The 25,118-nt window shown below is 67.3% G+C and carries 15 protein-coding genes and 6 pseudogenes; 16 read left to right on the top strand and 5 right to left on the bottom strand.

Annotation, left to right across the window (positions count from 1 at the left end; all coding sequences use genetic code 11):
* Positions 1-126: 126 nt before the first annotated feature.
* On the top strand, positions 127-417 hold the full coding sequence (locus R2B67_RS00440) for a hypothetical protein (protein ID WP_317815822.1): 291 nt from the start codon (positions 127-129) through the stop codon (positions 415-417).
* A 208-nt stretch (positions 418-625) separates the two neighbouring features.
* A pseudogene (locus tag R2B67_RS36160) lies at positions 626-946 on the top strand (SpoIIE family protein phosphatase); the annotation flags it as partial.
* 54 nt (positions 947-1,000) lie between these two features.
* Here the strand turns inward: R2B67_RS36160 and R2B67_RS36155 are convergent.
* Together R2B67_RS36155 and R2B67_RS00425 are read right to left on the bottom strand one after the other, a co-directional pair.
* Positions 1,001-1,300, bottom strand: a pseudogene (locus R2B67_RS36155) (integrase); the annotation flags it as partial.
* 491 nt (positions 1,301-1,791) lie between these two features.
* Positions 1,792-2,217 (bottom strand): hypothetical protein, encoded by a 426-nt coding sequence (locus R2B67_RS00425; RefSeq protein WP_317825055.1) that lies wholly within the window; start codon positions 2,215-2,217, stop codon positions 1,792-1,794.
* Between the two features lie 94 nt (positions 2,218-2,311).
* On the opposite strand from R2B67_RS00425, the gene R2B67_RS00415 reads away from it, so the two are divergent.
* Positions 2,312-7,993 (top strand): polymorphic toxin-type HINT domain-containing protein, encoded by a 5,682-nt coding sequence (locus tag R2B67_RS00415; RefSeq protein ID WP_398867763.1) that lies wholly within the window; start codon positions 2,312-2,314, stop codon positions 7,991-7,993.
* 6 nt (positions 7,994-7,999) lie between these two features.
* Positions 8,000-8,521 carry a DUF4259 domain-containing protein gene (locus R2B67_RS35935; protein WP_398867761.1) on the top strand — a complete coding sequence of 174 codons (522 nt, stop codon included), beginning with the start codon at positions 8,000-8,002 and terminating at the stop codon, positions 8,519-8,521.
* A gap of 176 nt (positions 8,522-8,697) precedes the next feature.
* Here the strand turns inward: R2B67_RS35935 and R2B67_RS00410 are convergent.
* Positions 8,698-9,446 (bottom strand): annotated as a pseudogene (locus tag R2B67_RS00410) (tyrosine-type recombinase/integrase); the annotation flags it as partial.
* Positions 9,447-10,049: 603 nt separating this feature from the next.
* Between R2B67_RS00410 and R2B67_RS00405 the strand changes: the two are divergent.
* On the top strand, positions 10,050-10,400 hold the full coding sequence (locus R2B67_RS00405; protein ID WP_317815820.1) for a hypothetical protein: 351 nt from the start codon (positions 10,050-10,052) through the stop codon (positions 10,398-10,400).
* Positions 10,397-10,933: a HEAT repeat domain-containing protein gene (locus R2B67_RS00400; RefSeq protein ID WP_317815819.1), complete on the top strand. Its 537-nt coding sequence runs from the start codon at positions 10,397-10,399 to the stop codon at positions 10,931-10,933. The genes R2B67_RS00405 and R2B67_RS00400 overlap by 4 nt, the downstream gene beginning before the upstream one ends.
* A gap of 121 nt (positions 10,934-11,054) precedes the next feature.
* On the opposite strand, the pseudogene R2B67_RS00395 reads toward R2B67_RS00400, so the two are convergent.
* Positions 11,055-11,372, bottom strand: a pseudogene (locus R2B67_RS00395) (tyrosine-type recombinase/integrase); the annotation flags it as partial.
* Between the two features lie 391 nt (positions 11,373-11,763).
* Between R2B67_RS00395 and R2B67_RS00390 the strand changes: the two are divergent.
* Positions 11,764-12,519, top strand: a complete 756-nt coding sequence (locus R2B67_RS00390) for a hypothetical protein (RefSeq protein ID WP_317815818.1) — start codon at positions 11,764-11,766, stop codon at positions 12,517-12,519.
* 273 nt (positions 12,520-12,792) lie between these two features.
* Here R2B67_RS00390 and R2B67_RS00385 read toward each other — a convergent pair whose 3' ends face one another.
* Positions 12,793-13,605, bottom strand: a complete 813-nt coding sequence (locus R2B67_RS00385; RefSeq protein WP_317815817.1) for a hypothetical protein — start codon at positions 13,603-13,605, stop codon at positions 12,793-12,795.
* 408 nt (positions 13,606-14,013) lie between these two features.
* On the opposite strand from R2B67_RS00385, the pseudogene R2B67_RS00380 reads away from it, so the two are divergent.
* The 9 genes and pseudogenes from R2B67_RS00380 to R2B67_RS00340 all read left to right on the top strand — a co-directional run.
* Positions 14,014-14,467, top strand: a pseudogene (locus R2B67_RS00380) (transposase family protein); the annotation flags it as partial.
* Positions 14,468-15,563: 1,096 nt separating this feature from the next.
* Complete coding sequence (locus R2B67_RS00375; protein ID WP_317815816.1) at positions 15,564-16,871, top strand: SagD/YcaO family ATP-dependent cyclodehydratase; 1,308 nt, start codon at positions 15,564-15,566, stop codon at positions 16,869-16,871.
* A complete protein-coding gene (locus R2B67_RS00370) occupies positions 16,850-17,572 on the top strand; it encodes a TOMM precursor leader peptide-binding protein (RefSeq protein ID WP_317815815.1) in 723 nt (240 codons plus the stop codon). Before R2B67_RS00375 ends, R2B67_RS00370 begins: the two co-directional genes overlap by 22 nt.
* The gene (locus R2B67_RS00365) at positions 17,556-19,265 is read left to right on the top strand and encodes a hypothetical protein (protein WP_317815814.1); all 1,710 of its coding nucleotides are present in this window, start codon (positions 17,556-17,558) and stop codon (positions 19,263-19,265) included. The genes R2B67_RS00370 and R2B67_RS00365 overlap by 17 nt, the downstream gene beginning before the upstream one ends.
* Positions 19,256-19,987: a nitroreductase family protein gene (locus R2B67_RS00360; protein WP_317815813.1), complete on the top strand. Its 732-nt coding sequence runs from the start codon at positions 19,256-19,258 to the stop codon at positions 19,985-19,987. The genes R2B67_RS00365 and R2B67_RS00360 overlap by 10 nt, the downstream gene beginning before the upstream one ends.
* Positions 19,984-21,750 carry an ABC transporter ATP-binding protein gene (locus R2B67_RS00355; RefSeq protein ID WP_317815812.1) on the top strand — a complete coding sequence of 589 codons (1,767 nt, stop codon included), beginning with the start codon at positions 19,984-19,986 and terminating at the stop codon, positions 21,748-21,750. Before R2B67_RS00360 ends, R2B67_RS00355 begins: the two co-directional genes overlap by 4 nt.
* Positions 21,747-22,868 carry a hypothetical protein gene (locus R2B67_RS00350; protein ID WP_317815811.1) on the top strand — a complete coding sequence of 374 codons (1,122 nt, stop codon included), beginning with the start codon at positions 21,747-21,749 and terminating at the stop codon, positions 22,866-22,868. Before R2B67_RS00355 ends, R2B67_RS00350 begins: the two co-directional genes overlap by 4 nt.
* A gap of 77 nt (positions 22,869-22,945) precedes the next feature.
* On the top strand, positions 22,946-23,932 hold the full coding sequence (locus R2B67_RS00345; protein ID WP_317815810.1) for a glycosyl transferase: 987 nt from the start codon (positions 22,946-22,948) through the stop codon (positions 23,930-23,932).
* Between the two features lie 570 nt (positions 23,933-24,502).
* Positions 24,503-24,949: pseudogene (locus R2B67_RS00340) on the top strand (SDR family oxidoreductase); the annotation flags it as partial.
* Positions 24,950-25,118: the final 169 nt, after the last annotated feature.

Here is a 25,118-nt window from a genome sequence, read left to right as displayed (position 1 = left end):
GCGGATTGCGGGTCCCTCGCGCCACCGCCCTCTAGCATCCCGGCCCGGTAGTTGGCGGCCCGGCCAGGCCAGCGCAACTACCCATTTTGCAAAGGCAATCCGCCGTGGCACTCGTAGGATGTCTGAATGCCGAAGCCGAGACAGATGAGCCGCCGCACATGGGTTGCCGCGTGGGCCGTGCTGTGCCTGGTCGGCTTCGCCGGTACTGCCGGGCTGAATGCCTCCTCAGCACCGAACCTGCAGCCTGAGAAGCACGTCAGTGCCGAGTGCCGCGAGTTCATCGCCGACATCAAGGCACAGCTGGACAAGGCAAGGCCGGAAGTCGGGAACGACGGAATTCTGGCTTTCTCGCGGCAGCGACCCAGTGCGGAGGACTGCAGTGACGAGCTCCGCGACTTCTTCCGGAACGATCGGTAAAGCCCTCCATACGCGCCGAGTTCCGCAGCACCGTCGACGGCCTGGCTACCACCACTCACCAGCGGCGCACCACCACCGCGTTGTACGTCGTGACGGCCGGTGAGCCGTTCGGGCTGGGCACCGCGATCGGCATGATGATGACGGAGCGTGGCGTGCCTCCCCGGCCGTCGGCGGCAGCGTCCTCGCCGACGCGGACGCAGAGGCCCGGATCGGTGGGGACGCGTACGCCATCCAGGACACTGCATTTGGAATCCGCATTCTCATCGGCGACATCAGAGGGCAAGGGGTCGGTGCCGTCTCCATCACCACCACACTGATCGGTGCCTTCCGCGAAGCCGCTCACCACACATCCAGCCTGGAAGAACTGGCTGAACGGCTGGAACACTCCCTCGAACGCGACCAGGCCCAGCACTCCCACCCCAGCCATGACGAAGAGTTCACGACCGCCCTGATTGCCGAGATCGACCACGCGGGTCGCACCTTGCGACTGCTCGACCGGGGCTACCCCGCCCCATACCTCATCCGTTCCGGCCACGTCATCGAACTGCTCTCCGCCGACCCCGGTCTTCCCCTGGGCATCACCGACGGAGTCACCGAACACCTTCGTCGTGGGCCGCAGCACCGCCGCGCTCACCGTCCTGGTCGCAACGTCGACCATGCCGGTCAGCTCAACGGTGCCGCCCACCCCGTCGTCCAGGCGGACCAGCACGTCCAGCGGGATGGAATTGATCTGCATCACTTCACCCGGCGCGAACGCGGGCAACGCACCGAACGGCGCGGACGCCCCATGCCCCCGTGACCTGCAGGTCTTTGCCGAGCCGCTGGTGTCGGTGCCGCTAGTGAGCCTGTCCAGCAGCCGGTAGAGCGTGCGGCGTGAAGGCAGCCTCACGTCCCGGCTGATCGACGTCGGCGACCACGACCACAACGGATCGGTGCGGCAAGCCCTGCCCCGGATCGTCAGGTTCTTCGACGAGTCGGCGAAGAACAACTGAAGCACGCCACCGGCGACGGCTGAGAGCAGAAGATGTACGCGCAGCGGCGCGCCCGCTCGCCCCATGCCTCCGCCGTACGCCCGGCGCCAGTCACGCCGAGGACGCCGCGCTGTGGACCTCAGGGGTACGCGGGCCGGGCACCCTCGCGGCCCTGGCGGCCAGGTCCAGCTCCAAGCGGCTGTTCATCTCCAGCTCGAACCGCCCGTAGGGGGTTCACGTGCGTCCAGAACAGCGGGGAGAACGCCCGCTGGTCCGCGTCGGTGAGGCTGTCGGCCCATATCGAATCGGCAGGACCTGCTGCATCAGCAGCGTGGGCCGGGCAGTGCGCACCTGCCGACTGTTCTCGATCTTGCACCGGGAAAGGTTCGTTTGTGAGAACGGCTTACGCGTCAACCTCTGAGTAGATCGCGCTGGATCCGGTGAGCGACAGAGCGGCGCACCGATGCTGATGCAGTGGTGACGACCTTCGAGGGAAGGTCAGGCCGCGGCTGATCTCGTCGTACGCGGCCCGGTAACCGCCGGACAGCTCTGCCTGGTGCAGCCTCAGGTCCTCCTCGATGAGACGCCTCAGCTCGTCGATATTCTGGGGCGTGAAGCGCTTCTTTCCCTGGGTGAGCGCGTTGACATAGCGGGTACAGTGCGCGGTTTCATCGAGAGTCTCAGAGATCTCCTCTGCGAGGCCGCAGAGTCGCCCTTCGAGCCAGGGGGGCGTCGCGTTGGTCGAGGGACACCTCCATCTGCCCCGGCCGCGCAGCCGGTCGTGGAACTCCCTGACCAGCACGCGGTCGCGCCAGCGGCGGAAGAACACGTAGACCCCGGTCTCACGGTGGGAAGTCGGCCGGCCTCGCCCGCCACTTGACGCCGTTGTCCACGAGATACCGGATCGCGTCCAGTATCGCCCGGTGGCAGTACGCCTCCGGCTGCCCGCCCGGCCCCGCGTCGAGCCCGGCACCGGCAGCAGCGGCCGGACCACAGCCCACTCCGTGTGCGTCATGTCCGAGGGATGCCGCTTCGGCCTGAACCGCCTCCCGGGCTGGACCACCGGCAAGGAGACCACGGACTCCACCTGGACTGCCCCCGTCTTCGGCGACGACGTGAAGGAGCCCTGCTACCAGGCCACCTTCACCAGCGCCCACTGCAAGCAGGCCTGGCGCTGGAGCCTGGACCACGTCAAGGACACCCACGGCAACGTGATGTCCTACTTCTACACGCCCGAGACGAACCACTACGCCCTGAACGGCAAGACGGACGTCAACGGCACCGCCTACCACCGCGGCGGATACCTCAAGCGGATCGACTACGGCCAGCGCGAGAACCAGGCCTACGCATCCAAGGCACCCGCCCGCGTCCTGTTTAACCTGACCGAACGCTGCCTGCCCACAGACGACTTCGACTGCGCGGAATCCAAGCGGACCAAGACGAACGCGAAGTACTGGCCGGACACACCGGTCGACCAGGAGTGCAAGGCCGGCACCAAGTGCACCGTGGGGCAGACGTTCTGGACCACGAAGCGCCTCACGGGCGTCACCACCCAGATGCGCAAGAACGCCACCGAGTACCAGGACGTTGACGCGTGGACCTTCACCCACCTGTTCACCGACAACGGTGACGACTCCAAGACCCTCTGGCTATCGAAGATCAACCACGAGGGCCGGGTCGGAACCACGGTCAAGCTGCCGACGCTCGAGCTCTACGGAAAACAGTTCATCAACCGGGTCGACGGCGACAACGACAACATTGCCCCCTTCCACCGCTTCCGCCTCACGGCCGTCCTCAGCGAGACGGGCGCCCAGCTGGACGTCAACTACGCCGCGACGGAGTGCACCAAGGCCACCCTGCCCAAGCCGGGCGAGTCGACCAGGCGCTGCTATCCGGTGACGTGGTCCCCGCCCGGCACCATCGAGCCGATCACGGACTGGTTCCACAAGTACGTGGTGGCCGCGATCATCGAGACCGACCGGACGGGCGGCAGCGACAGCCTCACCACGCGCTACGACTACCAAGGCCCCGCGGCCTGGCGTAAGGCCAAGCCGGACGGCATCACCGAGGCCAAGTACCTCACGTGGGGCAGTTGGCAGGGCTACGGCAAAGTCAAGGTCACCAGCGGCAGCGCCGACAAGCAGACCTCGCGGATCGACTACACCTACCTGCAGGGCATGGACGGCGACCAGGACCCGGACGGCAAAACCCGTTCGGTGAAGGTCAAGGACTCCACCGGGGTCGAGTACACCTCGTCCGAGGAGTTCACCGGACACCAGCTCGAAGCACACACCTACGACGGCACCAAGCTCGTCTCCAAGGTGATCAACGAGCCCTGGAAGCACACCACCGCCACCCAGACCCGCGACTGGGCAACCTCCCACTCAGTGCTCGTGCGCTCCGACACCGAGCGCGGCTACAGCCTGCTCTCCAACGGCACCTGGCGGGCCACCAAGAGCACCATCAAGTACGACACGTCCAACGGCACAGGCCGTGTCCTGGAGGTCGAGGACCAGGGAGACCTCTCCACGGCCGCCGATGACACCTGCACCCGGACCTGGTACGTGGACAACGCGGCCGCCAACCTCCTCAGCCTGCCCTCGCGGAGCGAGGCCGTCGGCGTCAAGTGCTCGGAGACCCCGGACCGTAGGACGCAGGTCCACGCGGACGAGCGCACGTCCTACGACAACAAGGCCTTCGGCGCCGCACCCACCAAGGGTGACGCGACGATGACCGAACGCCTGATCTCCCACAACGGCACCACGGGCACCTACCAGACCACCGGCTGGACGACCTACGACGCCTTCGGCCGTCCGAAGTCCCAGAAGGACGCGACCCAGGCGGAGACGAAGACCGACTACGTCGACGTCAACGGCCTGATCTCCCAGACCAAAGCCACCAACGCGCTCGGCCACGTCACCACCACCGACTTCGCCCCCGCATGGGGCACGTCGGCAGGGCATACCGACCCCAACGGCAAGCGGACCGATCTGGCCTACGACGGCCTGGGCCGCCTCACCTCGGTGTGGTTCCCGGACCGTGCGAAGACACAGACCCCGAGCATCAAGTACTCGTACAATGTCCGCCGCGACAAGGTCGTCGCGATCAAGGTGGAGAAGATCGAGAACAGCGGGTCGTACGGCGCGGAGTACCAGTTGTACGATGCCCTGCTGCGGCCGCGGCAGCTCCAGACGGAGGGGCCCGACGGCACACGCATGGTCGCCGACTCCTTCTACGACGGCACCGGCAAGATCAAGAAGACCAACGGCACCTACAACGCCGCCGATGCCGCCTCCGACGAACTGTTCATCGTCCACAACGGCGAGGTCCGCCAGCAGAGCCTGCTGGAGTACGACGGCCTGGGCCGACCAACCGCCCAGATCACGGTGGTCTCCGGCGTCGAGCAGTGGCGCACCACAACGAAGTACGACGGCGAGCGGACGACGGTCGACCCGCCCAAGGGCGGCGTCCCCACAACGGCGATCACGGACTCGGCGGGCAATACGAAGGAGCTCTGGCACTACCGGGGCGATGCCCCGAACCCGCTGCTCGGCTACGACGTGACCAAGTACACCTACACGCCGAAGAACCAGCTCAAGACGGTCACGGACGACAAGCAGAACGTCTGGAGCTACGAGTACGACCTGCTGGGCCGCAAGACGAAGAGCGTGGACCCCGACACAGGGACGTCGACGACGGAGTACGACGCCCTCGACCGCCCGAAGTCGTCCACGGACAGCCGCCAGACGAAGATCTCCACGCTCTACGACAAGCTCGGCCGCCCGCTGTCCACCTGGAAGGGGGAGGTCGAAACCGGAACCCGCCTCACGGAGACCCGGTACGACAAGACGGGGCTGCTGGGCCAGGCATGGGCCAATATCAGCTACCTCTCGCCGACCGAGTCGTTCGGCACCGTCATCCAGACGATGGACGACTTCTACCGGCCGACGAAGACGAACTACGTCGTGCCCGCCTCGCAGGGATCACTCGCCGGCACGTACACCTTCACCGCGGCGTACAACCGCGACGGCACCCTCCAGTCGACCGGCATCCCCGCCACGGGTGACCTTCCGGCAGAAGTACTGGTCAACGGCTACGACGACCTGCAGCGCCCGACGACCCTCACGGGCTCGACGCCGTATGTCACCAGCTCCGTCTACTCCAAGCTGAGCCACCTCCAGCAGCTGGAACTCTCCACCGGTGCAGGAAAGAAGGTGTGGCAGACCTTCGACTACGAGACCGGTACGGACCGGCTGACGCGCTCGGTGGTCGACTACGGGGCTTCCGCTCCGGCGAAGGAGTCCACCTACTCGTACGACCAGGCGGGCAACGTCCTGTCCATCGCGGACAAGGCGAACGCCTCCTCGCCCGACGTCCAGTGCTTCGCCTACGACAGCCGGCAACGCCTGGCCGAGGCCTGGAGTCCGGCGTCGAGCGCGACGGACGCCGACGGCAGCGGCACCCTCGGAACGTCGGCACCGCTGGAGGGCTCCGGCCCGAAGGCCTGTCAGGCCGCCCCCGGCGCCTCACCGCTCGGCGGACCGGCCCCCTACTGGAAGTCGTACGTCACCGACGCCATCGGCAACAGGACATCCGACACCACGCACGACACGAGCCTCGACGCGACGAAGAACATCTACCGCACCTACACCTACGGAGATGCGGGAGCCCTCGGTGACGGCCCCCACCAGGTCACCAAGATCGTCGAGAAGACGCCCACCGGTAATCGCCAGTCGTCGTACGAGTACGACGACGCCGGCAACACCACCAAGCGCACCATCGGCGGTGACGCCCAGACCCTCGAATGGAACGCCACCGGCAACCTCGCCAAGGCCAAGGAGGCGAGCGGAGCCGAGACCACCTACCTGTACGACAGCGGCGGCAACCGGATCCAGCGCAAGGACCCGACGGGTACGACGGTCTACCTGCCCGGCGTCGAGCTGAAGCTGTCCGTGGACGGCACGAAGAAGGAAGCCACCCGCTACTACTCGCACGCTGGCCAGGCGGTCGCGGTCCGTACGAACGACGGCAAGCTGTCGTTCACGGTCGGAGACCACCACGGCACCGGCGAACTCGCGATCGACGCCACCACCGGTGCCCTCTCCCAACGCCGCTTCGACCCCTACGGAGTCGACCGGGGCACAGCGTCCGGCACCTGGCCGGGCGAGAAGGGCTATGTCGGCGGCACGATCGACAAGTCCACCGGCCTGACCCACCTGGGCGCCCGCGAGTACGACGCGGTCATCGGAAAGTTCATCTCCGTCGACCCGCTCGTCGACCACACCCAGCCGCAGCAGATCAACGGCTACGCCTACGCCAACAACACCCCTGTCACCCACGCCGACCCCAGCGGCCTGGCCATCGCGGAATGCATGGAAGGCCTCCTCGAATGCCGGGGCGGAACTCCTGTCAGCGGCAAGCCGAGCAAACCGAGCCCCCCGCACATGGGAGAGAAAGAGGTCGCCCAAGCCTCCAGCGCGCTCCAGGGCGCCCAAAGCCAGCAGTCCGCAGCCAAGAAGCGCATCGCATCCGCAGTCAAGACCCTCGTCAAGATCGCCATGGACGAACTGGGCGTCACGGCGGCACTCGACTGCCTCTCCAGCGGCGACCTGGGGGCCTGCGGCGAGACGGCGCTCAACGTCGCGGGCAGCTTCGCCGGCGGTCTCGCGGGCAAGCTGGTCGGGAAGTACGTCTGGCAGCCCGTCAAGGGCTGGGCTCTCTCCAAACGCGTGATGAACCTCGGGGCCGACCTCATTGCCGGAGCCAAGAGCTATTGGAAGGCCAGCAAGGCCGTCGGTAAGGCCAAGGACTCCCTGGCCTCGGCGAGGAATAAGGCAAGGAAGAAGGGCAGGGACGACGACTCATGTCACAGCTTCCTGCCAGGCACACAGGTACTCCTCGCCGACGGAACCACGAAACCGATCGAAGAGATCGAACTCGGGGACGATGTTGTCGTCACCGACCCGGAGAGCGGTGAGACGCCGGTGCGGGACGTGGTCGCCACGATCACGACCGAGAACGACAAGCACTTCGTCGACCTGACCGTCACAGGTGGATCCGGCACATCGGCATCACTCGTCTCCACGACCACGCACCCGTTCTGGTCGGTGTCCGAAGGGGACTGGGTCGAAGCCGGGGACCTGCGCATCGGCATGACCCTGCGTACGGCGGAGGGTGACACGGTCGCTCTCGAAGGCGTCCGCTACTTCGACAAGCGCCAGCGGACCCACGACCTGACCATCGCAGGTATCCACACGTACTATGTGCTGGCGGGGGCCACGCCGGTCTTGCTTCACAATTGCAACAAGAATCAAGGTGTCTATATATTCGACGATAAGTCGAAGCCTGGCCACGTGTATATCGGCAAGACCAACAACTTTAACGTTCGACTGGACAAGCATGCAGACTTGGGCAGGCGAGACAAGGATGGGCCTGTCATTTGCATCCATGTGTGCGGAGATGACACGTCTCTCAGAATCCGAGAGCACATCATGAAGGTTCAGTTCGGAAAAATGGGCTTTAAGCTCAGTAGCGGCATTGAGGGGTTTGGTCGAAACCTCTACAACAAGCGCCAGGCGACTCAGCCTGAGCTCCCGTTCGAGTAGGGCGATATGGGGAAATGGGGATACGGGCCATTCGATAACGATGGCGCCGCGGACTTTGCTGGCGATTTGGATGCCACTCCGCTGTCTAGGCGGATTCAGACGATCCGAGCTGCCCTCGCCTCGGTGGCGGGCGACGGCAGCCCGCATATCGATGGTGGTAGAGCAGAGCTGGCAATCGCTGCCGCTGCGTTGACAGTCCGAGGGGTTGAGGGCGGCGATGAATTTCAATCTGCGACGTGGGGGCCGAATACGAAGATTCCGCAGATCCCGAAAGAACTGGCACCCCTGGCGCTCGAAGCGATTTCTCGCCTACTCGCCACAAGTAATGACTTGCGGGACGACTGGAGCGTGGAGGAGGAAGGCGCTGAATGGCTTGCAATGCTCCGAAGGCTGAAAGCAGTGCTTGACAGAGAAAGTAATGCAGGGGTTCCCCTCTCCGCTCCAGGCGCCGAAGGTAAAAAGCAAGGGCCGCAGAGGGCTAGGCGAGCTGCGCATGAGGATGAATCCATCCAGGAAGGTCTTTGGTAATGCCTTCAAGGTGGCTATCTGAATCAACTGAATGAAGGGTCATGAAGGCACGAGCCGTGACTTCGTCACGTCATCTGATCATGGAGAATTCGGTAGCCTGGCAAATGTGAGGGTCCCCTCCACGCTTCTGCGCGGAGGGGACCCTCGGGTCGTTGACGGCAACGGTGACGGCAACTTCAGCGGACGACGGCTGTGTCGGGTGGGTCGTCGGGGTCGTCGCCGGTGGGGCTGAGCGCGCTGCTGAGGGTGTCGATGGCTTGGCGTTGGAGGCGGAGTCGGACGTGGGCATAGACGCCGGCGGTGACGCCGATGTGGGCGTGGCCGAGGAGTTCCTTGATGACGACGAGGTCCACGCCTTGCTCCAGGAGCAGGGTGGCGGTCGAGTGGCGGAGGTCGTGGAAGCGGATGCGGCGGAGTCCGGCCCGGTTGAGGAAGCTGCGGAAGCGGCGGGTGAAGTTTGCTGGGTCGAGCGGTCTGCCGGTCGGGGTGGTGAAGACGAGGCCGCTGTCCTTCCATCTCACCCCGGCCTCTCCCTGTTCTGCTGTTCCTGGTGCTTCTTGAGGGAGTGGATGCATTCGGTCGGGAGGGCGATGCGTCGTTCGGACGCCCGGGTCTTGGTGGGGAGGCGGGTGAGGCCGCCGGTTCGGGTGCGCTGGAGCGAGCGCCGGACGCTGGCCGTTCCGGCGTTGAGGTCGAGGTCTTCCCAGTGGAGGCCGAGGAGTTCGCCCTTGCGGAGGCCAGTGCGGAGGCCAGTGCGGAGGGCGAGTTCGTACAGCCCGTGGAGTCGATCGGCGCGGGCCGCGTCGAGGAACTGACGGGCCTCTACTGCGGTGAGCGGACGGAAGCGTCTGGGCTGGTGCGTGGTGGTCTTGATGTTGCGGGCGACGTTCCGGGGCAGCTCGTCTTCGCGGACGGCGTGTTCAAGGCGACCCGCTGGCGCGGGTCGCGCGCGGCACGGCCGCCCGCCCGGCCCGCTCTCGCCTCCGCCACTGCGGGCCGGCCAGCGACCAGGCCGCGCAGAGACAGCGCAGCGTTGTGCCGGAAGCGCGGAGAAGGCCGGACGCGCCAGCACGTCGAACGCCAGGCCGACGGTGGGGCGGCGTCGGGGAGCCGGCTGGTGCGCAGCTCGCGGGTGGGGTCGGGTCGGCTCCTTGGGCTTTACCCACCTGTTCGATTCGGGGCCCGCGTCGGGTAAGGCCAGGGGGCCTCTCGTTCAAATTCCGGGCAGGATCAAAGCCTGCCCGAGTTGCCGGCCAGCGTACGGCCCCCTGACCATGCCCGACCCCAACCCGAACAGGACACCGGCCAGGGCCCACTCCACCGCCCTCACGTACGTGGCCGTCTGACGGCAACGCCGACGGCAACAGGGGCGTACAGCAGGGCACTTCCACGCACACCCACGGACTGGCCGAATTCCGCTGACCTGCTAGAACGCAGATGACAGCACCTCAGCACGCACACGTACTATGTGCTGGCGGGGGCCACGCCGGTACTCGTTCACAACTGCAACGAAGTTTTCTATCGTGTGATGAGCGAGAAAGAATTTAGCCAACTGGGAACCAACGGCGAGATCACTGTCCGAGGTACCGAGAATTTCATTACGCAGGACCGCGAGTATCTCGAAGGTCTTCGGTATCAGACCCACCGCAGGGGAGGCAGGAATGCCGACAAGTACACGGTTCTGGTTTGCTTCGAGACGTCTCCGGGTGCCCGCGACGCATTGATCGCGGCCGGTAAAAGTCCGGGTGAAATCGGTCAGGACGTAAATGCTGTGCACCTGAAGTCGGAGCGTGGCTTCGACACGTACGGCCTCAGACCCGGATCGGTCGGAGTGTTCAATTCGCGAATTGTCGGATTCGGAAGAGTGGAGGACTGGTGACGTTCCCCGGAGCGGAAAGATCTCAGGCTGATCTGGTTGAAGCACTCGCCGACGGCACGGGGCGGGATGCCAGGTTCATCGCGGCCGGGCGTCCCGAGGTCACTCAGCTCATCGCCTCCTGGATCCGGGAAGCCGCTCACGCGGGAAACTGGACAAGGGTCGACAAGTTCGCCAACCTGGCCGCCCCCTTGGGGGCGCCGGGCCTCGGCGGAGTTCTTCAGGAGATCCTTGATTCGGATGCAGTGGGGTTCAACAAAGAGGATCTCGTAGAGATCCTCGGCGAGATCCGGGAAACGAACGCGGTCGCCTGCCTGTCCAGGGTGGCGGAACGTTCGGTAGACGAGGACGCTCCGGCGTACTGGCTGTGCCAGAAGGTCATCTCTTCCCTGGGGGAGATCAACACGCCGGAGGCCCTTGAATGCCTTCGCCGGATGACGAACCCGTCGTGGCCCGACGTTGTCCGATGGCATGCGGCTGTCGAACTCGGGGTCGAGGACGAGCTCGGGTTTGACGAAGATCAAATGCTGGGGTAGTCGGAGCTCCGGGCGCTGTTGAGTTCCAAGGAGTTCCCATAGCGTCAGTGAATAGGAAGCCCCGCCAGATGTGTTCTGGCGGGGCTTCTGCGTGGGGTGACGGCAGTAGCTGACGGCAACGTCAGCGGACGAGGGCGGTGCAGGGGGGCGGCTCGTCGCCGTCGGAGTTGCCCGTCTTGGTGGTCTCCCGGCCGCCGAGCGCGGTACTGAGAGTGTCGATGGCGTCTCGCTGGAGGCGGAGTCGGACGTGGGCGTAGACGGTGGCGGTGACGCCGATGTGGGCGTGGCCGAGGAGTTCCTTGATGACGACGAGTTCGACGCCCTGTTCCAGGAGCAGGGTGGCGGTGGAGTGGCGGAGGTCGTGGAAGCGGATGCGGCGGAGGCCGGCCTTGCGGAGGAGAGTGGTGAAGGCGCGGGTGAGGTTGGTCGGGTCGGGTGCTGGTGGCGTCGTGGACACCACCAGCACCCGTCGAGTCAGTGCCGGATGGTCACCGACTGACCTACTTGCGCTTGCAGTACTTGTTTTTCTTGCTCACGTTGCCGGGACGCGCCCAATCGTGGACTACGTAGCCCACGGTGGCTCCGAACTTCCAGGTGAAACAACCCCCCCGCTTGACGATTCCGCCCCGATCTGCAGAGCAGCACCACCCGGCCGCCCGGGCATCCAGGCTCCGCGTGGGGGGGGCGTCCAATAGCGATAGCGATCCTCACCAGGCCAGACCCCCAAGGCGCCCGCCGGACAGGGGCGGTACCTTGCCGCCATGTGTATCTCTACAGGTGAGGCCGCATTCTCTGGCACGGTCGTGTACTGCGGGCGCCAGCACCACAGCGTGCACGGTCTCGTCCACGTCCTGGGCTACCAAAACACGGCCGTCAACCTGGCGGACGGCCCGAACGCCATGCTGCTGCACCTGCCCACCAGGCAGCTCACACCCCGGCACTTCCTCTCGGCCGGGCGCGCTGGTGACATCCTGCACCGCATGGTCGCCGCCGTGGAACACGTCGCTGCCACAGCCGACGGCATCGCGTGGATGAGCGCGGAACCGCAGCCCGTCCAGGTCTTCGACCACGACGTCTACACGGTGCTCTTGGCAGACGACCCCACCGCGGTCCCCGCCGCGCTGTGGCAGGTGCCGCCGCACCGGCGCCCCGATCTTGACCCGGATCTGCTGCACTTCTACGCCGACCACTTCCCCGACCACACCATCGCCGTGTGCTGCTTCGACAACGCCGACGCGCAACGCGCCAAGCCCTTGCTGCTGTGGTATCCGCCCCTCGACCCCGACCGGCTGACCGTGCCGGCCCTGGACAGCCACACCGGTAAGGCGCCGGACCTCGACGCCACCGTGCCCGTGGACCACTGGGTCCTGTTCTCCACCGACCAAGCCCCCTCCGACTGGGGCGCACCCGTCGTGTACCCCGGGGACATGCGCCACCGCCTGCGCGCCTTCCTCCCCACCGCCGTCGTCGGCCGGCACTACGGCAGCGGACAGACTCTGCCCAACGGAGACTTCACCATCAGTCACCGCGATTTGCTCACCGGCGACCCCGACCGCATCGAGCGCCTGCAACCGATCCGCCGCTGAAAGATCAGGACGGGCGGGAGATGGCACCTCAACCGAACCCGACATCACCCATTCAAGTTCAGTAGCTGCCACGAGAATGGCCATTTCGTCCTCGCCTTGGAGAGGCTCGGCGGGTGTGAGGGCACGCCAATTCAGCTGCCGCGAGTTCTTCTTGGGCATTCAGCGTCCGGGCCCTGTTCAGCGCTGCAGCAATATCGTTGAGGGCAGGTTGAGCGAGTAGATCCTGGGGTGCTACCAACGGTGGGGGCGCGGGGTCCGAGGCCGCAGAGAACTTCAGGTCGTGCGCATCGGGATGCAGCGGCAACCGGTGGACATCGGCCCGAGCCTGTTCCCACAGGCCTCCAAGGAGCGAACACGCCCCACCGTTCGGTCGGCCTCCTCGTGCGCGACTCGCTTGTGCACCAACGCCTGCTGTGTCTCGTTATGTACCCGGGCCAGTTCGCCGGAAGTGGCGTCGCCGTGGTGCATGTTGGCATGAAGCACATCATGACTGGAGATGATGTCCCGCAAGGCGCTGATGATGGACCACAAGGTGGTCATCAAGAACTGGGCATCACGTAGGGCGTAACGCAGACGCGTCTCGGTATGCCGGGCACGCTCAAGATCCACCTCCAGGCGCAGGGTGGCGACCATGTCCCCGCCCTCACCGCCTAAACCTCTTCCGGCCTGCCCGGCAGGGTGATCTACTTGCCGAAGACGGCCCCTTTCCCCAAGCAACTTAAGCAGTCGCTTTGCCTCTGCCAGGCGTTCATGGTGCTGCTCGGCCGACAGGCCAGCGGCACGGTTGGTGATCAATAGGAACCGGCGGGTGAAAGGCCACGGTGGCGCAGGCAAGGCCTGCGCCCTGAAAAGCCGATCAATATGCGACTTCGAGAACTTCATCGAGCTGATCGGTACTTCCAGAGTGCCCTCGCCAGGACCCTTCCCGTTCATCTCCTCCTGTGCTGCGCGGACAAACCGATCCGAGACCTCACGTGCCCCCATGCCCGCCTCGTCGGCTTGTGCGCGCAGAAAGAGCGCGTAAGCCCGGTGCGCATCGGCTCCAGAGGGCTGCTTGCCAGCACCCAGATCTCCACCCTGTGCCACGTGTCCACCGTTCTCAAGAGGTCCCACCCTGTTCCCGGGAGCGGCAGGGCAATGTCGGCAAGCGGCCAGTCCTGCTGCGGCCCCGTACCGGTGTGCACCGCCAGCGCCGTGCCTGGGCGGCGGCCGCCGGTGTTCTTGATGCCGCTGATCGCGTTGTCGAAGACCTCGTCGATCTCGGCGGGGCTGACTGCGGTGCCTTGCCAGCCTCGGTAAACACATCCACCGTGGTGTCGGCGTAGCAGAGGTACGGCCCGCATCCCCCCAGCACGGCCGTGGGATCGGGGGACGGCTCGGTGAGGAGGGATACAGTCTCCAGTACGGCGAGGGTGGTGACGGCCAGCCACAAAGGCTCGTCCGGTGGGTGTGAGAGCCGAAGATGGCCGGCGACGCGGAGCTTATCGCCAGGGACTGCCGATCGGCCGGATCGCCGCGGACCCCCCTACTACTCCGGCAAGCACAAACGTCACCGCGTGAATGTGCAGGACCTCACCGACCCGTTCGGTCGGCTGCTCTGAGCCTCGGCCGCCCTGCCGGGCTCCACCCATGACCTGACGGCCGCCCGAAGCCACGGGATCGTCGTCGCGCTCGCCGCCGCGGGAAGGAAATGCTGTGCGGACAAGGCGTACCAAGGCGCCAGCCCGCACATCCGGGTCCCCTTCCGGGAACGCAGACAAGCGGTGGAAACGACGTCACAACAGCAGCCACGCCAAGATCCGGTGCGTCGGCGAGCAAGCGATGGCAGTCCTGAAGGGCTGGCGCCTTGCTCCGGAAGCTCCGCTGCAGCACCAACCGGATCACCGACATCGCGAAGGCCGTCCTCGTCCACCACCACGCCTTGGGCAGGGGACCAGCGGGCCGCTGAAGCCCAAGGCCCCTCCGCAGACGTCCTGCACCCGCTGGTGGTCAGGCCCAGGACCCCGGCGGCACCGACTCCACCCGGCCCGGCAGGTCGCCACCGGAAGTGCACGGCCTTCCAGAACTGCGGACGTCATGGCCCAGGAAGCGTGGACTCCGGTTTCCTGGCGGATCGCGGTGGCGGCCTGACGCGTGCCCCCGTCAACGCTCAATTCCCGTCCAAGTCCCCTCCCGCGAGCAGGAAGCGTGGCGTGCACGCTCATGGAGCTGAGGCGATTGATGCCAAGGCGGCCCAGGTTGTCACGGGTCAGCGTGGGCTCGACCTCCTTGACTCCGACCGCGCCCGTTCGGGCTGCTCCCGCCAGGCGCTCTTTGCGTGAGCGCCGGCGGAGCCACCAGCCTGTGTGCTACTTGACCATGATCGTTCTCAGCGCAAACCCCTGTACCGATGTTCCCCGAGGCCGGAGTCGACGTGAACCCTGGCACGCTCCGTGGTTCGTCTCGTTCTCGAGCCGCTCGGCACCCGCTCTCGTCCCCCATCTGGGCAAACAGTTGCGATGTCCCGAGGTGATCATCTGATGGTCCGTCATGATTATTCGACGGCGCGGGTGTTGAGGCGCCAGCCGTTTGTCACCTCAATTTTCCTTCACGTTTTCTTGAGCTTGAAAAGTGATCAGCGACCCTAGGTTGAGCCTGACTCCGGCGCGCAGATCGGCCGAATCTCGCGCGGGAGATGACGTGTATTCGCGAGAGAAGGGAAAAGCAGATGCTTGATACCGATCCCACGCCAGGAGGAGCGGTCGACCTCGTCGTCGGCGATGCCGATGAGTCCTGGGAGGACCTCGTACGCGATCTGATCGCGGGCCCGGCGGACCCCTCGCGCATCCTCACGGACTGCGGTGGTAACGGCTGTAACTGTGCCGGCTGTGTCGGCTGTGGCCTGAACTGCATGAGCGGCGGCTGGAAGTGCGCCACGTGTGGCAGCGCGTGCTGCTAGTGCCGTCCCCGGCCGACCCCGCCGGTCGAGGCGGTAGGTAGCGAATCGCCCGCCGGCGGTGGTACCCGTCGGCGGGTGCCACCCGGACAAGGAGCCACGGTGTTCCTTGCCTGACCTGAATGACGTGAACATGAAACAGCTTGATCCGCTTCTCTCGCGCTACGGCGTCGTCGGGGACGCCTTCGACCTCTCCCCGTCCCGCTATCGAGGTCTGCCGGAGCTGAGCTCCTACGGGGTCGATCTCGGCAGCGGCTTCCCGGGCTTCGAGGCACGCCCGGACGACCGGGTTGTGGCCGGAGGGCATGCGCTGGGAGACAAGGACAGGGCACGCCTGCTCGCCATCGCCGAGGGATGCGAGCGCTACTCGGGGGCGCAGTTCGGCACGGAGGGCGTAGTGACCGCCGCCGCGCACGATCTCGATGGCAGGGTGCTCGACTGGTCGCGGGTTCCGCGTCTGTCCGACGCGGAGTACGCGCATCCGCGGTGCCCGCTCGTCCCCTTCGATCCGGCCGCGCCGATCAGGTGGGTGCGGGGGGTGGATCTCCGGGACGGAGACCCCACCTGGCTGCCGCTCTCCATGGCGGCCTACCGGTCGGGGCGCCGTCTCCCGGCCGAGCGCTTCGTGGCGAGCATCTCGACGGGCTGCGCCGTGCACACCGATCCCGCGAGTGCTGTCTTCGGCGGCCTGAGCGAGGTCGTCGAGCGGGACATGATCGCCGTTCTGTGGCTACAGAAGCTGCCGCTGCCGCACATTCCTTTCGACGTGCTGGACGAGCGGGAACTCACCGTGGTCGAGTGGGCGCACGATCGCTTCCTCGATACCGTGCTGCTGGATGCCACCAGTGACATCGGTGTACCCACGGTGTACTGCATGCAGACCGCACCGCATGACCAGACGATACGCACCATGGTCGGGTGCGGTACCGGGCTCACCATTCAGGATGCCGCGTACAAGGCGTTGCTGGAAGTCACCTGCTTCCGTGATTCGCTGCATGTGGAGTGGGAGGAGCCCGAGTCCTTCGCCGACTACACCGATATCTCGGACGGCGCGAAGTACATGGGCAAGCCGGAGAACGCCCCGCACTTCGCATTCCTCACCGATGACCACCCCGACCGGCCCTCGTTCCAGGATCGCGGCCGGTACGCCGCCGATGCCACTGAGGGGCTGACCCGCGCTGTCCGGAGGTTTGCCGAGCTGGACATGGCGGTGATCGCCGTGGACCGGACGACGACGGAACTCGCCTCGGTCGGACTGCACTCTGCGACCGTGGTCATCCCGGACCTCCAGCCCATGTCCCTCGTGCCGCTCGCCCAGTATCACGCACATCCCCGGCTCTACTCCGCCCCCGCGGCGATGGGATATCGCGTACTGCCTGTCGAGGAGTTGAACCCGTGTCCGCAGCCGTTCGCCTGACCCGTCTGTCCGTCCTCGGTACCGGGGCTTTCGGCGCCCGGGCGTCCGAACTGCTGCCGGAGATCTCGGGCCTGGCCGTCACCCAGGTCGGTCCGGAGATTACCTGCGACATGCTCGTCGATGCCGATGCAGCCGTGCTGGTACTGGACCGTCCAGCCCGGCGGTTGGCACGCCGATTCCGGCAGGTGGCCTCCGAGGCGGGAAAGCCGTGGCTCTTGGTGGAGTTCGATCACCCCGTCATCCGAGTGGGACCGTACTTCGATCCTGCGGCCGGCCCATGCCTGGACTGCTTCTATGCGCGTGAGGACCAGCACGCCGACAAGCCGGCTCCCCTCCGGAAACCCGTACCCGGGCACGAGCACACGCACGAACACAACCACGGACACGCCCACGCACCGGACTGTTCGCACTCATCGGCCCCCGCGTCGGCGGAGGAAGGACTCGGCGTCGAGGCGGCGGCCGGGGTCCTGCCGCATCAGGCGCGCATCGCCGCGGGGCTGCTGAGCCTGTCGCTGGCCGAGCAGGTTCGCGGGCGGGTGGTCACCGTCGATCTCCGCACGGCGGCGGTCCGCTCGGACCAGGTGATCGGCTGCCACGGCTGCCCGCACTGCGGCGACGAGACCCAACGCACGCTCATGTCGCGACAGCTCGATCACCTGTTCCGTACCGTGGGAGGCGTCACTCATGACGAGCACCGATAGTTTCCCCGCAGGCGGCCTCCGGCCCCGGTTGCGCGGTGGGGTGGCGGTCTCCGCCGCCGACGGCCAGGTCGTCTTCTCGGCCGGACAGATCCGCAAGAGGATCGGCGGTGGGGACGCCCTCCGGCTCCTGCTGCCGATCGCGTCGGCGATGGACGGACGCCGTACGGTCGGCGACCTCGCCGAAGCGACGGACCTTCCGTACGAGGCGGTGGCCCAGGCCGTGGCACTGCTGGTGAAGCAGGGCCTCGTCCTCTCCGGGGAGGTCTCATCGCCGAAGCCGCTGGCGGCAGGGGTCGTCGACTACCTGGAACAGACCGCTGGTTCCTCGGCCACGTTCCGCGACGCCTCCGAGGTACTGGAACGCCTGTCGCGATGCGCGGTGCTGATCGTCGCCCCACCGGGGCACACGGAAGCCGTCCGCGCCGACCTGGCGAGGAGCGGCGTCGGAACAGTCCACAGCGCGTCCACGCCGGCCGGAGTCGGCAATGAGGTGCTCGACAGCCTGCGGGAAGCGGCGGGCAGCCTCGTGGTGCTGTACGGCCCGCCCCGCCACGATGACGGCACGGACAGCTTCACCGACGACTGCGCGGCCCGCGACATCGCGGTACTGCACTACGCGGCGCACCAGGGGCAGGTCGACCTCGGTCCGCTGGTGCATCCGCGGGCGACGCTGTGCCGACGCTGCTTCACCAGCGGCTACCTCGCGGAGTTCGGAAGCGAACAGCCGGCCCCGGCCGACACCGCCACGGGGACGGTCGCCGCCGGACTCGTGGTGGGCGAAGCGCTGGCCTACCTGGCCGACGTCGACAGCATGCGCACCAGTCAGGCTCTCGTCCGCTGGACCCTGCCGGACTCCACCGCGGTGCGGTACGCGGTCTCAGCCGAGGCCGACTGCGCATCGTGCGCGACGACGTCCCGCCGCTCGGGAGAGCGTGCAACCGTACTGGAGGCGTACGAGGACGTCGTCGCCGCGCAACCGCTCGCCGACCGGCCTCAGCCTCCGGTCACCGCCGGCCGGGAGAAGCGCCTGACGGCGCTGGGCAAGGAACGCGAGTCGTTCCCCACCGCACCGGTGATACCACTGCCTCCGCCACCGGCGACCGCGTCCGCCGCCCCGACCGGTGACGAGGTGCCGACCGTGTCCGAGGCGGGCCCGACCGGGACGGTGGGGACCGCCGACGCGGCATTCGTCGCCGACCTGGCGGCGATGGTGGCGGGACGGCGCGGGGACGGCGGACCTCGCAGGTGGACCGCGTCCGGGGGAGGCCTCGCGTCGGTCGAGCTGTATCTGATGTGCGCGGACACGGTCTCCGGGCTGCCCGCGCACACCCTCCTGAAGTACGACGACATCGCCCACCGGCTCCTCGTCACCCGCCGGACCCACGGCCCCGGCCTATGGCGGTCCATGCTCGACGCGACCGGGATCACGGAGACTCCGGACGTCGTTCTGGTCGTCGTCGGCGCGCTCTGGAGACTGAAGCTCAAGTACAGCACCTTCGGGATCCGGCTGGGGCACCTCGACGCCGGGTGCGCCCTCGCGCAACTGCACGCGGTGGCCACCGACAGAGGAGCACGCCTCACTCTGAACGACCGCTGGCAGCCGACGCTGCCGACGTTGCTGGAACTCAAGGAAGACGAACAGGTCATGGCCGTGGCCGGCCTGTGGACCCCGCGGAGCGCGCGATGCCTCTGATCAATGAGACCGACCTGTGGTCGCTGGCGAAGCGTGCCCTCGCCCCCGCCGACCGCCCCGACGAGCGCACCCCTCCGGGCGGGCCGTCGGCCCAGGACACCTCCCGGACCTCCCCGGCCTCCCGGATCTCTCGGAGCGTGCCGCTCCACGATGTGCTGACAGCCCGTCGATCGGTCCGCCGGTTCCGGCAGGACCCGGTGCCCGACACCGACCTCGCCACCCTTCTGGATCTGGCCACGTCGACCGACCGGCAGATGTGGCCGCACGGTACGGCCGCGACCACCCCGCAGGCATGGCTCGTCAGCGGCGTGACAGGTACCTCGGGAGCGCGGCTGCGCCAGTACATCTCGCGGCGGTCCACGGCGGGGGAGTTCACCGACCGCGGCGACAGCCCCGAACCGGCCCTGCTCGCCACGCGTTACGCCCCGGCCCCGGTAACGATCCTGATCTGCGCGCAGATCACCGACGACATCGACACCGACCCCGACACCGGGTCCGACGACACCGGCTCGGACTACGGGCGGGCGCTCCTGCGGGCGTCGGCGTTCGGCTACAACGCCTGGCTGTCGGCGGTCGCGGCGGGGCTCGGCGGCAGCGTGTACGGCCGTTCCTCACCCGAGGTGACCCGCATCGTGCGCCGGTACACCGGTACACCGGCGAGGCACCTTTTCACCCTGGTGCTCGGGCATCCCGCCGAAGCCCCGCAGGAGTCCGGACCGTGAGTGACACCGAACGGATACAGATACGCGCTCTCGGCCGGCGCGTACTACGGCGATTCGCCGCGCACAAGGCCGGCTTCGCGCTGTCCCTGCTGACCGTCGTGCTGTCCACGGCACTCGGGATCAGCGGACCGCTGTTCCTCCGCGTCATCGTCGACGAGGCGGTGCCCCAGCGCGACCGGGAGCTGCTGATGTGGATGTGCCTGGGCATGCTCGGCGTGGGGATCGCCCAGAGCGGCTTCTTCTACCTGCAGAGCCGGTTGACGAACTCGATCGGACTCGGGGTGGTCCACGACCTGCGGGTGGATGTGTACGAGCGGGTGCAGTCGATGCCGATCACCTTCCACGCCGGCCGGTCGGGGGCAGAGGTGCAGACACGGCTGGCCAGCGACATCGGCGGCATCTCCGACGTGATCACCTTCACCGCCCAGCGCGCGCTCGGGTCACTGACCATGGTGATCACCATCGGGACCGCCATGTTCATCCTCAGCTGGCCCGTCGCCCTGGTGGCGATCGGTCTCACACTGGGGCTGGTCATCATGAACCAGCGCTACGCCGAACGGCAACGGCTCCTGGCTGTCGAGGCACAGGAGCACACATCGGAGATGATGCGCCTGACCGGCGAGCACCTCTCCCTGCCCGGTGTCCTCATGGGACGTACGCTGCGCTGCTGGGACGGCCAGCGGGACCGGTTCCGGGCGTCGTCGTCGGCCATCGCCGACCTGACGATCCGTGAGCGTTCCATGGCGACCAGCGCGGAGTCGATCATCGGCGTCTCCTTCGCGGTGATCCCGCCGGTGGTCTACTGGATGGCGGGCGGCGGCTTCACCAGCCTGTCGATCGGCACCGCGATCGTGCTGGTCGTGCTGCAACTCCAGCTCGCGCAGCCGATACAGGCGCTGCTCGGCCTGAGCACGTCCGTGCGGCGGTCACTGGCGCACTTCGACCGGATCTTCGAGTACATCGACCTCGGGCCGACGGCGGCCCTGCCCGCGCCGCGGACCCCGCACACCGGGACCCGGGTACCCGCGGTCGGCATCACGCTGCGCGGGGTCTCCTACCGCTATCCGGAGAGCGGCGGGAGCACACTGCGCGGGATCGACCTGGACTTCCCCGCCGGTTCCACCACCATGATCGTGGGTTCGACCGGCTCCGGAAAGAGCACCCTGGGCTACCTCGTAGCGGGACTGCTGGAGCCCGGCGCCGGTACGGTCCGGGTGTCCGGCGGCGATGACAAGCCGTCCGAGACGGTCCTGCTGGTACCCCAGGAGCCCGGGATCTTCAACGCCTCCTTCCGGGACAACCTCCTCCTCGCCCGCCCTGGTGCCACCGAGGCCGAACTGCGTGAGGTGCTGTCCCGACTGGCTCTCGACGATCTCGTCTCCTCCTTCCCCGAGGGACTGGACACCTCGGTCGGCGAAAGGGGCTACCAGCTCTCCGGCGGCGAACGCCAGCGGCTCGGGCTGGCCCGCGCACTGCTGTCGGACGCCCCCGTCGTCGTGCTCGACGAGGTGACGAGCGCTCTGGACTGGGCCACCGCACGAACGGTGCAGGCAGCACTGGAGGAACTGCGGGGCAACCGGACCACGGTCGTCATCAGCCACCGGCTGTCCGGAGTCAAGGACACCGACCGGGTGGTGGTTCTCGCGGAAGGGATCGTCGCGGAGAACGGCACTCATGGCGAACTCCGTACCACGCCCGGCCGGTACTCCGACCTGCTGCGCATGCGCGACGAGGACCTGTCCGAGGCGGGTACGACGCCATGACTTCCCCCATCGGACTCTCCGCGGCGATCATGACCCACCCCGCCCGCAGGGCGAGAGCCCTCGCACTCAGGGACAGCATTCCGGAGTTGAGCCTCCAGGTCGTCGAGGATCCCGACCCCTACGGCCCCGGCTCCTGTTCGGCGAGGACCGCGGTGCTCGCATGGGGGGCAGTGGCCCCCGAGGCCACCCACCACCTGGTCCTTCAGGACGATGCCGTCCCCGTCGCGGACCTGCGGGAACGTGTACTGCGTAGGGTCGGTGAGCGGCCGGCCGCCGCGATCAGCCTCTACACGGAATGGGCTTCGGCCACGTCGTCCGCCGTCCACCTCGCGGCCTGGCTCGGACAGTCCTTCGCCGAGGTGTGCGACCCGTACACGCCCTGTATCGGACTCGTTCTGCCGGCGGAGGCGGCCCGTGAACTGGCGAGGGCGAGACCGGAGGTTCCGCAGGACGACGTCATGATCGCCGGCGTGCTGCGCCGGCTCGGGGTCCCCGAATACGTGACCGTTCCCAATCTGGTCCAGCACGCGACCGAGGTAAGTCTCACCGGAAATACCCCGATGGGGTTGCGGCTGGCCGCCTGCTACTCCAGCGCAGCCTACAGCGACACCGCGCCGGTGGTGGACGCCCGGGTGGACCTGCTGCCCTGCTTCTCACGCTCGTACGGAAGGCCGTACTACCTGGAACGGGACCCCGGCAGCGTCTCGGGCTGGTCGCAGCGCGGTCTCCTCGAGACGCTGCGGCGGCGAGACGTGGATGTGCCCGCACTGCAACGCACGGCGGCACGCCGGTCGGCGGACCTGCACCGCGCCCATCCTGATCTGCGGCCCGACATCGTCATCAGCCTGTGGATCACCGCATGGCTGGCGGGCGCCGAACTCCGCAGGCTCCTCGGCGACCATGCCGTGGCCCCGGTCGAGGTGCTCGACCGGAGACTGGGGCAGATCGCTCTGGCCAACATCGGCCCCGGGATCTTCGACCAGTACACGTTGCCGGAACGACTCCTGGAACTGTCACCCGTCCTGGAGACCTTCGCCCGCACGGCGTTCACTGAGGGCGTCACGCCGTCCGGTGCCCGTGACGGGCGATTCCCCGACCACCGGTCGCTCAGCGGCTGAAGAGGAACTTATCGATGAGAGTCAATTTCGTCTCACGCGGTCACGGCTACGGCCACGCTGCCCGAGACCTGAGGATCATGACCGCGATGCGCCAGGTGAACCCCGGGGTACAGATCAGGCTGGCTTCGGCGGGGAGCGGAGCGGACTACTACCGCTCCCGCGGTGTCGAGGCCGTCGACCTCGGTTTCGACGACGCCGACGACATGGGTGAGGCGGCGAGTTGGCGCGTCTGGCGATTCCTGTACGAGCGTGCCGACGCCGACCTGGTGGTGAGCGACGAGTACCTGACCGTGCCCGGCTTCTGCCGCCATGTCCTCGACGTTCCGAACGTGCTGATCACGGACTGGTTCTTCGCCGAGTTCGGCCAGCCCGACGCCGACTCGATCATGGACGACGCGCTGGAGGTGGTGGTCCCGGACTTTCCCGAGGCACATCCGGTCCCACCGGCCACGACCGCACCGGTGTGGTTCTGCGGACCCCTTGTGGATGCCTTCGCACCACAGCGGGCCGAGGCTCGCAATGCCCTCGGCCTCGACGAGGACGCGCTCATCATGACGGTGGCGGCGGGCGGTCGCCCGGACCGTATCGCCGCCCTGCGCATCCAGTTGCAGGCGCTCGAGGTGTGGAGCAGATACGCCGCCCCGACGGATCAGCTCCTCCTCTTGGCGGACCCGCCCCCCACGCGTGGGCGTGCCCCCGCCACCCCCAACGTCCGATGGCTCGGGCGGACCGATCGGCCGGAGCTGTACTACCGGGCCGCCGATGTCGTACTGGCCGACGCGCTGGGCTTCACCGGCTGCGAGCTCGTCGCCAACGGCGTGCCGGTCATCGCCTCCGTCACGCCGGACCCCGGCCGGGCGTTGCGCGTCGGATTCGCCGAGCGCATGGACATGCTGGAGCGGACCGGTCTACTGATCCGCACCCACGCTGACGAGGACCCCGCGGCGCTCTGGGACAGCGTGCGGGAGATGCGCGGCCGGGCCGACGATCCGGCGCCCGGGCATCTCTGGGCTGACCCCTTGGATGTCGCCACCCGGATACTCGGCCACAGCCGTACGACTTGAGGCCACCTTCCCGGGATCTCCCCGTACGAGCCGGACTCCGTGTGCACGAGTGCATGCACGGGCTCTTTCCTCGTACGGGAAGACCGGTCGCGGCCCGCCCGCGGGACCGCCGGGCCGTCCCGGTGAACCCGTGCGCACCGCGACAGGTCCGCCACCGCCGAGATCACCGCGCAGCGGAGAGGGTGCGGGTGACCGCTCCGTTCGAGCACGGAGGCTTCACGGTTAGCCCCCCGGTAGCCAGCCGTCAGGGCGTGCGAGATGGCGTTGTACGCCTGCGCGTCCGTGAGAGGCCAGACCCCGAGGCCGAGCTGGGGAACGGGGACTCCGTTGTTGAGGGTCAGACTGCGCATGGGCGAACTTTCCAGGTGCGGCTATTTCGGCTTGCTGCGGGCCCGGGCAGCCGTAGGCGGGCTCGACGACACGTCCGCACTCCGGCCGGGAAGGTGCCCGGACGTGCGGACCGTGGGCGGAGATCGCACTCTCGTCAGGGGCCGGGTGACGCCGGGGTGGTGCGGGCGGTCTTGAGGTGAGGAAGCCGATCGCCTCCACCGGACACAGGGCGACCGCGTCATCGGCGGAACCGGGCTGATCGGATCCCAGGTAGTGCGGGATCTCGACGCGGCCGGACACCACCCGGTACCCCACTCCCAGTCCACCGGGGCCGACGTGATCACCGGCGAGGGCCTAGACGCCGCCCTTACAGGCGCGGACGTGGTCGTCAACCTCACCAACTCACCGACGTTCGACGACGCCTCGCCAGCGTTCTTCCGGACCTCGATGAACAACCTCGTGGACGCCGCCCGAAGGGCGGATGTCGGGCACTTCGTCGTCCTGTCGATCGTCGGGGTCGACCAGGTGCCCGAACTGGACTACTACCGGGCCAAGACGCTCCAGGAGGACATCCTCAAAGCCAATCCCATGCCCTACTCCATCGTCCGCGCCACGCAGTTCATGGAGTTCATCGACACCGTCCTCTCCTGGACCGCCGACGACCACACGGTCCGCCTCCCACGTACCCGGCTCTGATCGTCGACTCACAGTCGGTCAAGGGAGCCTCCACCGTCGGCAGGAAAAGCCGCGGTTACGACGCCGCGAAGAAGATCAACGACCGTTATCTTGAGCCATCGCGATGAGGACGAGGCTGACCAGGGAAAATGCGATGTGGACGGTGTCCTCGACGCGGAGG

The organism is Streptomyces cyaneofuscatus (assembly GCF_033109485.1).
Classification (GTDB): domain Bacteria; phylum Actinomycetota; class Actinomycetes; order Streptomycetales; family Streptomycetaceae; genus Streptomyces; species Streptomyces cyaneofuscatus.
Note: the sequence above shows the minus strand (reverse complement) of the source record. Positions and strands in the feature narration are given on the sequence as shown.

Coding starts and splice junctions, on each gene's coding strand:
- R2B67_RS00440 (WP_317815822.1), top strand. CDS start 127: ATGCCGAAGCCGAGACAGATGAGCCGCCGCACATGGGTTGCCGCGTGG.
- R2B67_RS35935 (WP_398867761.1), top strand. CDS start 8,000: ATGGGGAAATGGGGATACGGGCCATTCGATAACGATGGCGCCGCGGAC.
- R2B67_RS00405 (WP_317815820.1), top strand. CDS start 10,050: ATGAGCGAGAAAGAATTTAGCCAACTGGGAACCAACGGCGAGATCACT.
- R2B67_RS00365 (WP_317815814.1), top strand. CDS start 17,556: ATGACGAGCACCGATAGTTTCCCCGCAGGCGGCCTCCGGCCCCGGTTG.
- R2B67_RS00360 (WP_317815813.1), top strand. CDS start 19,256: ATGCCTCTGATCAATGAGACCGACCTGTGGTCGCTGGCGAAGCGTGCC.
- R2B67_RS00350 (WP_317815811.1), top strand. CDS start 21,747: ATGACTTCCCCCATCGGACTCTCCGCGGCGATCATGACCCACCCCGCC.
- R2B67_RS00345 (WP_317815810.1), top strand. CDS start 22,946: ATGACCGCGATGCGCCAGGTGAACCCCGGGGTACAGATCAGGCTGGCT.